Consider the following 13,536-nt stretch of genomic DNA (forward strand, 5'->3'; position numbering starts at 1 on the left):
CATGCACTCACCATCCAAATGGTGACAGGCTCACCCACAAGGCATGACCACGAAGCGTGGAAATGGTTTCATCAAAGTATGATCCGCAGCACTTAAACCCTGAAAAGTCTGCCCGTGCCATCACTGCGTGCGTTTTTAATCGGCCTCACCTCGATCCTGAGCGCTTGCGTGGCCATGCCACCCCAACAAAGCATTGGAATTGCGACATCCGAGTTTGGGCAAACACTCGAGTTGAATGCCATTTTTTGGGCAGATAAGGTTCAACACAGCAGCAACGCCTGGCAGAGACATCAACAAACATTCACCTTTCGGCTCGAAAACATACCTGCCAGTCACGTGCTTGAACTGATCTCCCGCGAAATAGAACTTGGCTATGAAATGGATGGCTGTGGCGACTCTCCGGTCAGCCTGGTGGGAAAAGACATGCCACTTCAACAGGTCATTGAAAGCCTGGAACTTCAAGCAGGGGCCAGCGTGCGCTTTGAAGCAAAACAGCTGTCCATGCGGTGCGAGGTTGATGAACTGAGGGTGTATACCCTCGACTACCTGTCAATTGCGCGGCAAATGAATGATTCATCGAGCCTGAGTTCGGCAATCGCTGGCGGCCCGCGCGAGTTAACGGATCGCCGGGAGACAGGCAATCGCTCAGAACTGATTCTGAACAACTCACAACAACACGATTTGTGGCAAGACATCTCAAGTCAAATTGAACAGATCATTCAGGTGCAGGTAAAACCGATCGAACTCTCAACCCGGGAGCGCGTCATTGATGAAGATGAAGACCGAGCCTATGCAAGTACACGCAACATTTCACCTCGCCGCGCACAACCCAATCTGAGAAGTACAACGGCGGTGTCCACCGAGAAACGGGACATCACGACAACGCGCAAGGAAACACGCTCAGGGCGAGTCATCGCCAACCCGGAATCAGGAACCGTGTCGGTGATTGCGAAACCCAGCCAGCACCGCAGGGTAGCCCAATGGCTTGAGCAAATCCAACGCAGGGTTGATCGACAAATCGTGATTGAAGCGGTCATCACCGAGATCTCGTTAAACGATCGCTATGAGCGTGGAATTGACTGGAACGTGCTTCGTCAAAACGGAATTACCGCAGGCCTGGCTGTGCAGGGGCTGAATCTTGGTAACCCCGCGTTCACTGTGAATGCCCTGCGAACCACCAGCAACACCGACACCAATGTGGCCTTGCGTCTGCTGGAGGAATTCGGAAAAACCGAAGTGCTTTCGTCGCCGCGTGTCGTGACCATGAACCAACAGGCCGCCGTGCTGAAGGTAATCGACAACCGGGTGTATTTTACAACCGATGTTCAAACCAGCGCGCCCACACAAAACAGCCCCGCTTTTTCCACATTCACTACTCAGGTTCAAACCGTACCGGTGGGTTTCCTGATGACGGTGACACCGCAAATTGCAGACAACAATGCAATTCAGTTGCGGGTTCGCCCCACACTCAGTCGCATCGTGGGTTTTGTGCAAGACCCCAACCCAGCCCTGCAACAACTCAACATTATTAGTCGGGTACCCGAGGTACAAACCCGCGAACTGGAATCGATACTCCGATTGAAAAGCGGTGAAATGGCCTTGCTGGGTGGATTGCGCCAAAAAGAAAACAGCAGCCTGAACCGAGGTATCCCCGGTACCCCGGAATCTATCGACCTGATCACTCAAAGCGAAAACCGCGGTGAGAGCCACATTGAACTGGTGGTGTTGCTCAAAGCGACTGTGCTGGAGAGTGCGACGGCAAATCAACCCCAAACCAACAAGGAATTGGATGAGCTCAACAAAGCCCTGGCTGCCGGCCTGACCATGTATCAGGCTGGACAAAACAAAGCCCTGAACGCGCTACTTGAGCTTTTAATCGAACGCTTCCCGCACACACCTGAGCCCTTCTACAACATGGCACTTCATCAAAGCAGCCTTGGACACTTCACCAATGCCCTCGCCTACTTGTCGCAAGCCGAGGCGCAATGTGCGCTACACGAATGTTCACTACCCCTGCTTACGGTACGTTCATTGATTCAGGCAAAACTTCAATGAAGCAAATACAGCCGGACACTGCCTTCAAGAACATTGACAACACGATTGCCTATGCCAGCGCTGCAAATGCATCGGACATACACATTACACCCTCACCCATGAACTTCTGGGTGCGATTGCGCGTCAACGGAAAACTGGGGCAGGCGCTGGGCATTCCGAGCGACGCAGGCAGGTCGCTTATTCAAGCATTCAAGGCCGAAAGCAAAATGAATATTGCTGAAACGCGCCGCCCACAAGACGCACGGCTAACTCGCAACAACCTTGATCTTCGACTGGCGACCCACCCTAGCTTGCACGGAGAAAACCTCGTGATCCGGCTGTTGAATACGCACAGCCGCATGCCCTTGAATCGGCTTGGCTTGAGTCAGGCCGCCTTGACGCATATTCAGCAACTGCTTGCCCACGAGCACGGACTCACATTGGTAGCCGGCGCCACTGGCAGCGGGAAAACAACCACGCTGCATGCGATGCTCAACAACCTGGGTGCATGTGCAGGTCGGATTGCAACACTTGAAGACCCAGTAGAAATCATCAATCCCGAGGCAGTTCAAACCGACTTGTCGCGGCTACCTCACCTGAACTTTGCCTCGGGCTTGCGTTCATTGATGCGCCAGGACCCGGACACCATTCTGGTTGGCGAAGTCAGAGATGAAGAGACCGCCGAACTTACCTTGAATGCTGCCCTGACAGGGCACCGGGTTTTCGCATCGGTTCATGCACCGGATTGCCTTGGGGCCATCAGCCGGCTTACCGAACTGAATGTGCGCCTGGGCAGCCTGATGAACTGCTTGAACGGTATTGTCACCTTGCGCTTGAAACCCGCAGAACAAGATGAACAACGCCAATTGTGGGCTGAAATTGTCAACCTGAAAAACATGCCCCGCAAAGGAGTACTCAGTTGCAAGAGCATTGATGAACTGATGCAACTTTTCTCATCGGCAAATCACCTTCCGTTTCCATCGTCGTCAACCTTGAACCCAAGCCATGAAAACTAAGCCACTTGGCGACAGAATAAAGCCCGCCACCTGGCGTACCTGGTTGGGCCAATGGGCTGAATTGTTGCAGTCTGGCATGCCCGCGCTTGATGCACTTTCACTGAGCAGTGAACTGCAAAATGGCCATTCACGAGGAAAACTTTTAAACTTGGGCTTATCCCGGGCATCGCGCTTTCTCCAAGAAGGGCAGAACATTCAAACCGCCTTTCGTGCCGCATTTGGCAAAGTGCCCATGCACCTGGAAATTGCACTGGTGTGTGCACAAGCCAGCGGTGATCTTGGCTTGGCCTTACAAACCCAACTGGATCGCTGGAAAACCACCAGCGATGCACAACACACCTTGGGTAAAAGCCTTGTTTATCCAATGCTGGTTTTAACGCTGGCCTGCGCGTGCTGGGTATTGCTGCATCACGTGAGTGCACCGCATTTAATACAAAAAACGAACACATCCACCCCCACCTTCACATTGTCAGACAGCCTGCTTTTCATCGGTATTGTCGTGTTGCCTATTGCCGCTTACTTCAAATTCAGACCCACCAAAACTCAAACTGAAACACAGACACTACTGCCAAACAATCTTTGGCTTACATCGAATTTTTATCATGTGATTGCGTGCGAACTCCATGCTGGCCTGGACTTGATGCACTGCCTACGCCACCGCATCCTGCCCACAGCAACCTGGTGGGGTGGCACTTACCTGTCAACGAAAACCCTGCACAGGCTTAACAAGCTGATGCTGGGCATTCAACAACAGTTAAAATTGGGCATGTCACTAAGCCAGTCGATGCAGGCAGCCGGCGCACCTGGTTTTCTGGTTCGTCAAAGTCAACTGGCCGAGCAAACCGGCAACCTGGCTTACTGCTTTTTCCTGGCCTCAAAAGTGTACGAAATGCGGGCAAGGGAAACCCAACAACGCCTGCAAAACACCTTGCCTTCAATGGCCTTGGCCATTGCCGCACTTACCCTTGCGCTGGCCTATCAGTTCACATTGGCACCGCTGTACAACAACCTGACTGGCCTGTCATGACAACTACACCAATGCATGCTGATGTGTGGGTGATTGAGCAGGGGCACGCAATTCTGTTTCGGAAACAAGACCAGCAATGGGCGGAAGAACAACGCCTTCCCTACAGTGAGTTTAGTGGCAGTGCAATTGCACTTTCCAGCTTCAGCCTGCCAGACACACTTGTGTACCTCAATGTATTCCAAAACAAGATTGCGACCTCACCGTGGGCAGAGCACCGCTGGGCTGGAATTGCAGAAGACCCACCGAGAATTATTGAATCACCGGCAACAGCCTTTCACCAAGAGGTGCTGACCGAACTGCGCAGCATGGGACAAAGCGTTCGGATTATTTCTTCGGAAAAATCTGCACAATTCAATCGCGCTGTTCAAATGGCACTTCTGAATACGCACGAATTCAAACACCTGAAGAATTTCTTGAATTCAAACAAATCGGGTATCAGCCAATTCCGCAGCAGCTTTCAACTTTATCTGGGCTTGTGGGTCAAACCTTCTGGCCATTATCAGGCGGTTCGCGGTGCCGCAGTTGCTTGCGTGCTGGGTACTTTTCTTTTGATGAGTTGGCATACAAACCAACAACAATCAAAACTCGAGAAAGCAAATTTGCAGCACCTCAAGAATTCGCTCGGTGCTGCGCCTCGCAACGCCAAAGAAGCGCCATTCGCCAGTTGGTTGGAACAGATTCGAAAATTTGGTCAAGACGAACGCGCCAACCTGCTTTCGCTGAAAATGTCGTGGGACGAACAGGGAGAAATTCTGACCACTGCAGATTTGGCCCGGGCGCGAAAACGAGTGCCCAAGGGCTGCTCGCTCAATAATTCCACCCAAGCGCAATGCTCAGTTGGAGCAACAAACCAATGAGCAAACTGACAACGACAACACGGAGAATTGTTGGCTTTCGCTGGGTTCGCCCTGCAATCGATTTGGCGTTGTTGCTTACGGCCCTTTTTGCACTGATCGCCCTGCGCAACATGGAAATTGAACAACAACTGAATCAGAAGCCAAACCTGCAAATTCAGCAATCAGTGCCAGTACGAAAAACTCTTTTTCTGGAGCAACAATTCAATACCGAAGCCGACTTGTGGCAAACCTGGAGCACTTGGATAAACACCCAACAGCCCGATTCAGGGCAATGCCTTGTGGAGACAAAACCCGCCCAAGTTGACACACCGTTTTACCTGTTGTGCTTTGGCAAAGAGCCCGCCAGCACTCGATCGAATATTGCGATCAACAACACCCTGCCGGGCAAAAACCTTTTTGTTGCACCCTCGATGCCAACTGCAACAAAAACTGAAAAACCCGCAGCGAAAATTTCAGCGCCCGCCTACAAAGTGCAAGGCTGGATCATCACCCAGCAAGGTCAAAAAACTTTTGATCCTGTTCAGAAAAAGTGGCTGCCATGAGAATCGGATTCCAACAGCGGGGCTATTCATTGTTTGCACTTTTAATTCTGATTTTGATGCTGGGATTTGCCGCCCTTGAATTTCGCAACAATGAAGCTTTCAGGCAAGGGCTTTTGCTTCAACAAAAGGCCCGTGAAACCCAAACACTTGAACAAATTCGAGCCAGCCTGTTGGGCTTCGCTTCCAGCCAGGGTTTGCACAGTCAAAGTCATTTGGGCCACCTTCCTTGCCCAGCGATTCAACCGGGCGAACCTGCGCAAACCACTTGTTTGAACAAGCCCTGGGGCTACCTGCCCGTTCATAGCAAAGTTGCCATCAACTATCTGAACGCAGGGCTTGATGCGCGCTTCAACGAACTGGAGCCATCAACCAACATGCAATGGCAGTACGCTGTTTCAAGCCAGTTGATTCAACCGAACGCTTTGGGCTGGAGTCGTTGGGTGAACTACGCCAAACCCACAATTCAAATTCGAATTCCCGCTGAGAATAATCTCGTCAAAACAAACATCGTCGCGGTGGTCGCAAAAAGCGTTACACCCACCGCAGAACATCAATACGACATTTCCTCCCCTTATGTTTTGCTTCACCTGAGTGAATTACGAACCCACATGAACCGGGTTCAACAGCATCAACTCAAAAGCACACTGAATGCATGGCAACAACTCAACCCGCAATTCAACGCAAGCACAGGTGCCCATGAAAACATGGTGCTTGCTGACCCGTTTTCTCAGCTGTATCAACCCATTGACTCAGGTTGCCAATGCCGCTGCACAAAAACGCGCTGCAGTTGCCATTGCCAAAACGCAGGCAACTGGATATCGCCAGCTTCATGCATGGACAACAATCCAAACTGCACAAGCCAAAACGCACAAACGGATTGCACCAGCCTGGCCAACCAGCCCTGCACATTCAACGGCCCGGCCCGCATGAAAAACCTTTGGCCAGTCAGCCACTTCGAACCCATCGCCGCCATCAACAAATCATGTCGCCCCACCCACAGCAACCAGTGCCCGCTGAGCCAAAACAGCACGGCTTGCACCTGTCACTTTTCCTGGCCCGACAACACCTTGTCCAGTCTCAATCAATTCAGTTTCAAACTGACAGGCACACCATGAATTGCCGTCCACAATCCCTCACCGTCAAGGCGCGTGGTTTCATGCTGATTGAAGTCGCACTTGTTGTGGTACTCATGGCCATTATTCTTGGGCCGGTACTTCATCTCTTGGCCAGTCAGCGCGAGAAAGACAAAGTACTCACCCACCTGGATTCACGGCAACGCATTCTTGAGGCCGTCGAAGGTTTTGTGCTGGCCACGGGCCGGCTACCCTGCCCGGCAGGGCTTGCCAACGGTGCCGAATTGCGCAGTGGCGACGCCTGCACCCACAAAGAAGGCTGGCTTCCTACTGCCACGCTGGCAAGCTGGGGAATCAGTGGCGAATGGAAAATGGCTGTGGCCACGCTGGAACAGGCCGGCGAGCCTGCCCGGAATGCGCTGGTTTCGGCGCAACCTTTCGCACAACTGAGCCCGCAACAGTTAACCGAAATTGTCATGGCTCCTTACACCGCCAACCACGCAATCGGTACCGGGCCATTGCCTGCCATTCATCTATGTCAGCTTGTACAAGGCCATGCAATTCCACCCAACGTGAATTCAGGTTGCGGCGCGCACACCTTGCTGAACGCCACCACGGTTTGGCTTGCATATCCAGTTCACGACCTGGCCAACCAAAATCGGTACCAACAATTTTTTATCAATCCCGATCAACCCGCAACCAACCCGGTCTGGCTCTCGTTTGAACGCCTGAACTGGCTTTGGATGAAACGCGGCGCACTCGACACACCACACATTCAGGAGAATTGAATTGACACATCCACGAAAACACCCTCAACGCGGATTTTCACTGTTGGAACTGGCCATTGCACTGGCCGTGCTGGCCATACTCGCTGGCGGAGTACTGAAAGGACGTGAGTTGTTGAACAGCGCCCGCGTACAAGCCACCATCACCGACATCGCCAATCTGGAAACTGCGTTGTCAGCTTTTCAGGCACGCTATTCAGCATTGCCCGGCGACTTTATTGCGGCAAGCGCAGCAGGGCTTTCCAACAGCGGTGGCAACGGCAACGGGTTGATTGAAGGCGATGAAACCTGCTATGTATTTACGCATCTTCAGCTGTCTGGCTTTATTCAAGGCGATTTCACTGGCGGCAGTGATGAATCGGGCAACTGCACTGCAAGCAGCACCATGGGCAACCAGTTCAGTGGCCAATACCTGCTCAGCAATCAGCTGCAAGGCCCCAACTCCCGGGAAAATGCAATGGCCTTGCTGATCGGCGAAACCATCCCGGTTGCCCAACTTGCGGAAATTGATCGCAAACTCGATGATGGCAACCCCTTGCGCGGTGCTGTGCAAGTGCTCCGTGGCGAAGAAGATCTGTGCACGACCGGAGCCGGGCAGTGGGACGAAGCCCAAGGCGCTGATTGCGCGGCGCTCTACATTATTCGTTAAAAAACCAGCTTAACGCCCCATGGACTTGCGGCCAAGAATGATGGCCTCCGCCAGGCTCAATGCATCCGGCTGACCTTTCAGCACCAGGATATCTCCCGACTCTAACTGCGTGTCGGGGGAAGGGTCCCCACCTCGAATGCCGCGCCTGCGAATCGCACTGACTTCAATATCCAGATCGAGAATACCCAACTCGGCCAGGCTTTTGCCCACGCCACTGGCCCCTGGTTCCACGAACACGGAATGCAAACGGACCCATTGGTTCTCGGGTGTGTCCGCCTCGTCGTCTACGCCACGAAACACCCCCCGAAACATTTGATAACGCGATTCACGAATGGCTCGAATTTGCTTGACAACCCGCGAAACAGGCACACCCAACAGCATCAAGGCCTGAGAACCCAACATCAAACTGCCTTCAAGAATTTCAGGCACCACTTCGGTGGCGCCAGCCGCGGTCAGTTTTTCCAAATCACTTTCATCGTAGGTGCGCACCACCACCGGCACGTTGGGCGCCAAAGCACGTACCGCGGTCAACACTTTTTCAGCAGACTTGAATTCCGCAAAGGTAACCACGACACAAGAGGCCCGCAGCAAACCGGCAGCAACCAGTGTTTCACGTTTCGCAGCATCGCCAAACACCACCGAATCGCCAGCAGCAGTGGCTTCACGAATACGGTCTGGATCCAGGTCCAAGGCCACATAATCCAGATCTTCACGGTCCAGCAACCTCGCCAGGTGCTGTCCACTGCGGCCGAAACCGCAAATCAGCACGTGTTTGGTCGTCGCAAGGCTTTTCTGGGCAATTTGGTGCAACTCAAGCGACTTTTGCAACCATTCCTGGCTGGAAAAGCGCAATACGATTCGGTCTGCGTGTTGAATCATGAAGGGTGCCGCCAACATGGAAAGCACCATGCTTGCCGTAATGGTTTGTAACCAGGGGTCAGGTACCAAAGCAAAACCAGCCGAGCCCGTGTTGGCCAGCAACACGAAACCAAATTCACCGGCCTGCGCCAGGTAAATACCGGTTCTCATGGCGGTGCCCATATTGGCACCGAAAATTCGAGCCAGTGCGGCAATCAACACCAGCTTGGCCAACACGGGAAGTACGGCCAGCAAAATAACCCAGTACCAATTCTGCATGACCACTTCCGGATTCAGCAGCATGCCAGTGGTCACGAAGAACAGGCCCAACAGCACATCCCGGAAGGGTTTGATGTCTTCTTCCACCTGGTGTTTGTACTGGGTCTCTGCAATCAGAATACCCGCCACAAACGCACCAAGTGCCAACGACAGTTCAGCCAGTTCGGTCAGCCAAGCCAGGCCCAGGGTAATCAGCAGCACATTCAGCACAAACAATTCCTGCGACTTGCTTCGGGCCACGAAAGTCATCCACCAGTTCATCATGCGCTGGCCAAACACCAACATCAGCCCCAGCACCAGCGCCGCTTTCACCACCGCCAGGCTCAAAGTCACAGTAAGGTTCTCGGCCCCCTGCCCCAGCGCGGGAATGATAATGAGCAGCGGCACCACGGCCAAATCCTGGAATAACAAAATTCCCATGATCTGGCGTCCATGGGGGGAATCCAGTTCAAGCCGCTCGGACAACAATTTGCTGACAATTGCAGTGGAAGACATGGCTGCTGCCCCCGCCAGCACAAAGGCAGTACTCAGTGGAACTTCCAGAAAGTAACCAGCCAGCACACCCAGGCCCATCACGCCCAGCATGGTCAGCCCCACTTGCGCCAACCCCAGGCCAAACACCACACGGCGCATAGCATGCAATTTCGGCAAACTGAACTCAAGACCAATTGAAAACATCAGAAAAACAACGCCAAATTCAGCCAAGTGGCGGGTTTCGGGTGTGTCGGGCACGATGCCGAACGAATATGGACCAATCAGCGTGCCCGCAAACAGATAGCCCAGCATGGCGGGCAGCTTCCAGTGACGGAACAGCGAGACCGCCAACACGGCGACCAGCATGAGAATCAAAGACAGCTCTAGAGCGTTAGGCACGTTTAATGCTTAGGAAGTGGAGAGAATTGGCACGCGCTTTGCTATACTGCCCTGAAAAGAACACAGCCTCAAGCACCTTCGTTGCTTAAGTCTATCAGGGTCTACCATGTCAAAAACACCGTCGAATAATGACAAACACGATTTTCTGGCCATGGCCAGGGAAGCGCTGGCCATTGAAGCCCAAGCGGTCTTGGCTCTGTCCGAGCGCTTGAATGATCAGTTCAGCCAGGCAACCACCGCAATATTGAATTGCAAGGGTCGAGTCATTTTGGTCGGCGTGGGCAAGTCGGGCCTGATTGCCAAAAAAATTGCAGCCACTTTTGCCAGTACCGGTACTCCCTCCTTTTTCGTACATGCCACTGAGGCATCCCACGGCGATTTGGGCATGATCACCCAAGAAGACGTTGTTATTGCCCTGTCTAACTCAGGAAACACCGAGGAACTGGTGGCGGTATTGCCAGCCATCGCGCGCCGCGGGGCAAAAATAGTCGCCATGACCGGCAAACTCGATTCAGCACTCGCCCGTCAGGCCGATTTGGTACTGGACTGCGGCGTTGAAAAGGAAGCCTGCCCCCTGAATTTGGCCCCAACCGCCAGTACAACAGCGGCATTGGCCCTGGGTGATGCCCTTGCCGTGGTGGTGTTGAAGGCGCGAGGTTTCAGCGAAGAAGACTTCGCACTGTCGCATCCTGGTGGCAGCCTGGGTCGCAAATTGTTGACCCATGTCAGCGATGTCATGCGCAAAGGCGACCGAATTCCCACCGTGGCGCCATCAGCCAGCATTTCCAATGCCATTCTGGAAATTACCAAAAAAGGCTTGGGAATGACTGCCGTGGTCGGGGCCAACAACAAGCTGCTGGGCGTTTTTACCGACGGTGACCTGCGCCGCCTGATCGAACAGGGTCTGGATTTGCGGGGCTTGCTGGTGAGTGAAGTCATGAACAGTGCGCCCAAATGTATTTCACCTGACAAGCTGGCCGTAGAGGCAGTTCGCATGATGGAGGTCAGCCACATCAGCCAGGTGGTGGTCACGGACGAGCAAGGTCATATTGTTGGCGCCCTGAATTTCCATGACCTGTTTGAAGCCAAGGTGGTGTAATGGATCAATCGACCGACCGCGAACCCACTGCTGCCCAAGCCGCAGCACAAATCAAACTGATGGGCTTTGATGTGGATGGAACCCTGACCGATGGCGGGCTGTACTTCGGCAATGAAGGCGAGGTTATGAAACGCTTCAGTGTGTTTGATGGCCAAGGCCTTCGACTGCTGATGGACCATGGCATCAAGGTGATCTGGATTACTGCGCGCTCGAGCACCATTGTAGAAAAACGCGCCAAAGACCTTGGCATCTACCAGTTGGTTCAAGGCTGTAAAACCAAGCTGCAAGCCTATGATGAAATTCGCCAACTGCTTGGATTGGACTGGAGCGAATGCGGCTTTTTTGGAGACGATTGGCCCGATTACCCGGTGCTTCAACAGGTTGCCCTGGCTGCCACCACCCAGCACTCCCCGGCGGCCATGAAAAACGCAGCCAACTGGATTAATACACGCCCCCCCGGCGATGGTGCTGCCCGGGAATTGTGTGACTTCATTTTGAGTCATCAAGCCGACTATCAAAACCCCTGGGAAGCATCGTGAAACCAGTGAGTGCTTTTTTCAATCTGCTTTCGCAGTTCATACCGCTGCTGCTGACGTTCGCACTCGCCGCCACCTCGTATTGGTTTGCCATTCAGTCTGAACTGAGCCTGTTTAGTGCCAGCGGCAAAAGCGACCCCACCAGCAGCGACTATTACTTGCGCAATTTCTCGGTACAAAGCCATGACCTGGCCGAAAACAAATATTCGATCATTCGCAGCAAGGAAGCCGAACACATCCCACAAGGCAACGTCTGGAACATCACCGAGCCCGAACTGGAACAGTTTGAATCAGGCAACGGCATGGTAAAAGGCAACGCCCAAAAAGGCGTTTACCTGCTCGACACCGACGAAATTTTCTTGCGGGACAACGTGGTGGTGACCAGTCAAAACGAAGGGCTACTGACCACCATGAAATCTGAAGAAATACGGATCGACAATATCACCAACGAAATTTCAACCGACAAGAATGTGCTGGTGACCCGCCCGGGCCAACGGTTTGAAGCACAGGGTGCCACACTGAACAACGACACTGGCGAGTTGACTGCCCAAGGGTCAATCAAGTTTCGCATAGAGGCCAAACGATGAAACGCTCCACCTGGATTTCCCTCGCACTGGCTGCGCCTGCACTGGCACTAGGGGTTTGCGCGCAAGCACTGGAATCTGACAAACAACAACCCACGACCATTGACGCCAACCAGATGACTTACAACGAAAAGTCAAACGTGAACGTGTTCACCGGCAATGTGCTGTTGACGCGTGGAAGTTTGGTGATTCGCGGCGACAAATTGACATTGACCGAACGCAGCGACGGTACCCAGTTCGCCACTGTGGAAGGAAAACCTGCCCGCTTCAAACAGCAGCGTGATTCAGAGAAGCCCAATGAAGTACTGCTGATCAACGGCACTGGCAACACCATTGAATTCGACGGTAATAAATCGATCGTGACATTGACCGGTGCAGCCAGCATTCAAAAAAGCACCAATGGTCAGCTCACTGAATCGATCTCGGGTACCAAAATTACGTACGAGCAAAATACAGAATTCCTGAATGTGGTGGGAACACCCAACAGCAGTGGTTCCTCACGCGTACAGGCAGTGATCAAACCAAAAACCCAAGAGACTGAGCCCGCGCCAAAAGGGGGCAGCAAGTGAGCAACACCCCCGCACACACCCTGACAGGACAAGGACGGCTTCAAGCGCTTAGCCTACGCAAAGCCTACCGCAGCAAACGCGTGATTGAAGATGTGTCGCTGCACGTGGACACAGGCGAGGTGGTCGGCCTGCTGGGCCCCAACGGCGCTGGCAAAACCACCTGCTTTTACATGATTGTGGGTTTGGTCAGTGCCGACGAAGGCAACATTTGCCTGGAAGGCCGCGACATCACCTTGCAACCCATTCACGAGCGCGCACGCGCAGGGCTTTCTTATCTTCCTCAGGAAGCCTCCGTGTTTCGCAAACTGACTGTGGAAGACAACATTCGCGCAGTGCTTGAAATCAATCCACCCAGAGACAAAACGGTGGATCAGGCTGTCGAAGATTTGCTGAACGACCTTCAAATTGCGCACATTCGCACCTCGCTGGCGGCGTCCCTCTCGGGTGGCGAACGCCGCCGACTTGAAATTGCCCGTGCGCTGGGCAGCCAGCCGCGCTTCATTTTGCTGGACGAGCCCTTCGCAGGCGTTGACCCCATTGCGGTACTGGAAATTCAACGCATCGTTGCCTTTTTGAAATCCAAAGGTATCGGCGTGCTGATCACCGACCACAATGTACGGGAAACCCTGGGCATTTGTGATCGTGCCTACATCATCAGCGCGGGCCGCGTGCTGGCCTCGGGCAGTCCCGAGCAAATTGTGAAAAACGACGATGTACGCCGCGTGTACCTCGGCGAACACTTCCGGATGTAAAGC

General features: G+C 53.3%; 14 protein-coding genes. 13 read left to right on the top strand and 1 reads right to left on the bottom strand.

The genetic code is table 11. The features are described from left to right. The first annotated feature begins 114 nt into the window (after positions 1 to 114). Genes B4C79_RS08270 through B4C79_RS08305 form a run of 8 tightly spaced genes read left to right on the top strand, consistent with a single transcriptional unit; the run spans position 115 to position 7,983 of the window. Complete coding sequence (locus B4C79_RS08270) at positions 115 to 2,055, top strand: type II secretion system protein GspD (RefSeq protein ID WP_291751332.1); 1,941 nt, start codon at positions 115 to 117, stop codon at positions 2,053 to 2,055. After that, entirely contained in the window at positions 2,052 to 3,050 is a 999-nt protein-coding gene (locus B4C79_RS08275) for a GspE/PulE family protein (protein WP_291751329.1), read from the top strand. Before B4C79_RS08270 ends, B4C79_RS08275 begins: the two co-directional genes overlap by 4 nt. Beyond that, entirely contained in the window at positions 3,040 to 4,077 is a 1,038-nt protein-coding gene (locus tag B4C79_RS08280; protein WP_291741439.1) for a type II secretion system F family protein, read from the top strand. Before B4C79_RS08275 ends, B4C79_RS08280 begins: the two co-directional genes overlap by 11 nt. Beyond that, the gene (locus B4C79_RS08285) at positions 4,074 to 4,934 is read left to right on the top strand and encodes a hypothetical protein (RefSeq protein WP_291741442.1); all 861 of its coding nucleotides are present in this window, start codon (positions 4,074 to 4,076) and stop codon (positions 4,932 to 4,934) included. The genes B4C79_RS08280 and B4C79_RS08285 overlap by 4 nt, the downstream gene beginning before the upstream one ends. Next, positions 4,931 to 5,476 (top strand): hypothetical protein, encoded by a 546-nt coding sequence (locus B4C79_RS08290; RefSeq protein ID WP_291741445.1) that lies wholly within the window; start codon positions 4,931 to 4,933, stop codon positions 5,474 to 5,476. Before B4C79_RS08285 ends, B4C79_RS08290 begins: the two co-directional genes overlap by 4 nt. Next, positions 5,473 to 6,591: a hypothetical protein gene (locus B4C79_RS08295; RefSeq protein WP_291741448.1), complete on the top strand. Its 1,119-nt coding sequence runs from the start codon at positions 5,473 to 5,475 to the stop codon at positions 6,589 to 6,591. The genes B4C79_RS08290 and B4C79_RS08295 overlap by 4 nt, the downstream gene beginning before the upstream one ends. Then, entirely contained in the window at positions 6,588 to 7,337 is a 750-nt protein-coding gene (locus B4C79_RS08300) for a type II secretion system protein (protein ID WP_291751327.1), read from the top strand. Before B4C79_RS08295 ends, B4C79_RS08300 begins: the two co-directional genes overlap by 4 nt. Before the next feature lies 1 nt (position 7,338). Beyond that, complete coding sequence (locus B4C79_RS08305) at positions 7,339 to 7,983, top strand: type II secretion system protein (RefSeq protein WP_291741454.1); 645 nt, start codon at positions 7,339 to 7,341, stop codon at positions 7,981 to 7,983. A gap of 9 nt (positions 7,984 to 7,992) precedes the next feature. Here the strand turns inward: B4C79_RS08305 and B4C79_RS08310 are convergent, their stop codons facing one another. Then, positions 7,993 to 9,960: a monovalent cation:proton antiporter-2 (CPA2) family protein gene (locus B4C79_RS08310; protein ID WP_371815442.1), complete on the bottom strand. Its 1,968-nt coding sequence runs from the start codon at positions 9,958 to 9,960 to the stop codon at positions 7,993 to 7,995. Between the two features lie 139 nt (positions 9,961 to 10,099). On the opposite strand from B4C79_RS08310, the gene B4C79_RS08315 reads away from it, so the two are divergent. Genes B4C79_RS08315 through lptB form a run of 5 tightly spaced genes read left to right on the top strand, consistent with a single transcriptional unit; the run spans position 10,100 to position 13,533 of the window. Further along, entirely contained in the window at positions 10,100 to 11,092 is a 993-nt protein-coding gene (locus tag B4C79_RS08315) for a KpsF/GutQ family sugar-phosphate isomerase (protein WP_171100774.1), read from the top strand. Then, the gene (locus B4C79_RS08320; protein ID WP_291741461.1) at positions 11,092 to 11,631 is read left to right on the top strand and encodes a KdsC family phosphatase; all 540 of its coding nucleotides are present in this window, start codon (positions 11,092 to 11,094) and stop codon (positions 11,629 to 11,631) included. The genes B4C79_RS08315 and B4C79_RS08320 overlap by 1 nt, the downstream gene beginning before the upstream one ends. Next, entirely contained in the window at positions 11,628 to 12,215 is a 588-nt protein-coding gene (gene lptC, locus B4C79_RS08325; RefSeq protein WP_171100778.1) for an LPS export ABC transporter periplasmic protein LptC, read from the top strand. The genes B4C79_RS08320 and lptC overlap by 4 nt, the downstream gene beginning before the upstream one ends. After that, positions 12,212 to 12,781: a lipopolysaccharide transport periplasmic protein LptA gene (gene lptA / locus B4C79_RS08330; protein ID WP_105027397.1), complete on the top strand. Its 570-nt coding sequence runs from the start codon at positions 12,212 to 12,214 to the stop codon at positions 12,779 to 12,781. Before lptC ends, lptA begins: the two co-directional genes overlap by 4 nt. Beyond that, entirely contained in the window at positions 12,778 to 13,533 is a 756-nt protein-coding gene (gene lptB / locus B4C79_RS08335; RefSeq protein ID WP_008247838.1) for an LPS export ABC transporter ATP-binding protein, read from the top strand. Before lptA ends, lptB begins: the two co-directional genes overlap by 4 nt. The last annotated feature ends 3 nt before the right edge of the window (positions 13,534 to 13,536 follow it).

The sequence above is a fragment of the Limnobacter sp. UBA7229 genome (assembly GCF_002473065.1).
GTDB lineage: Bacteria > Pseudomonadota > Gammaproteobacteria > Burkholderiales > Burkholderiaceae_B > Limnobacter > Limnobacter profundi.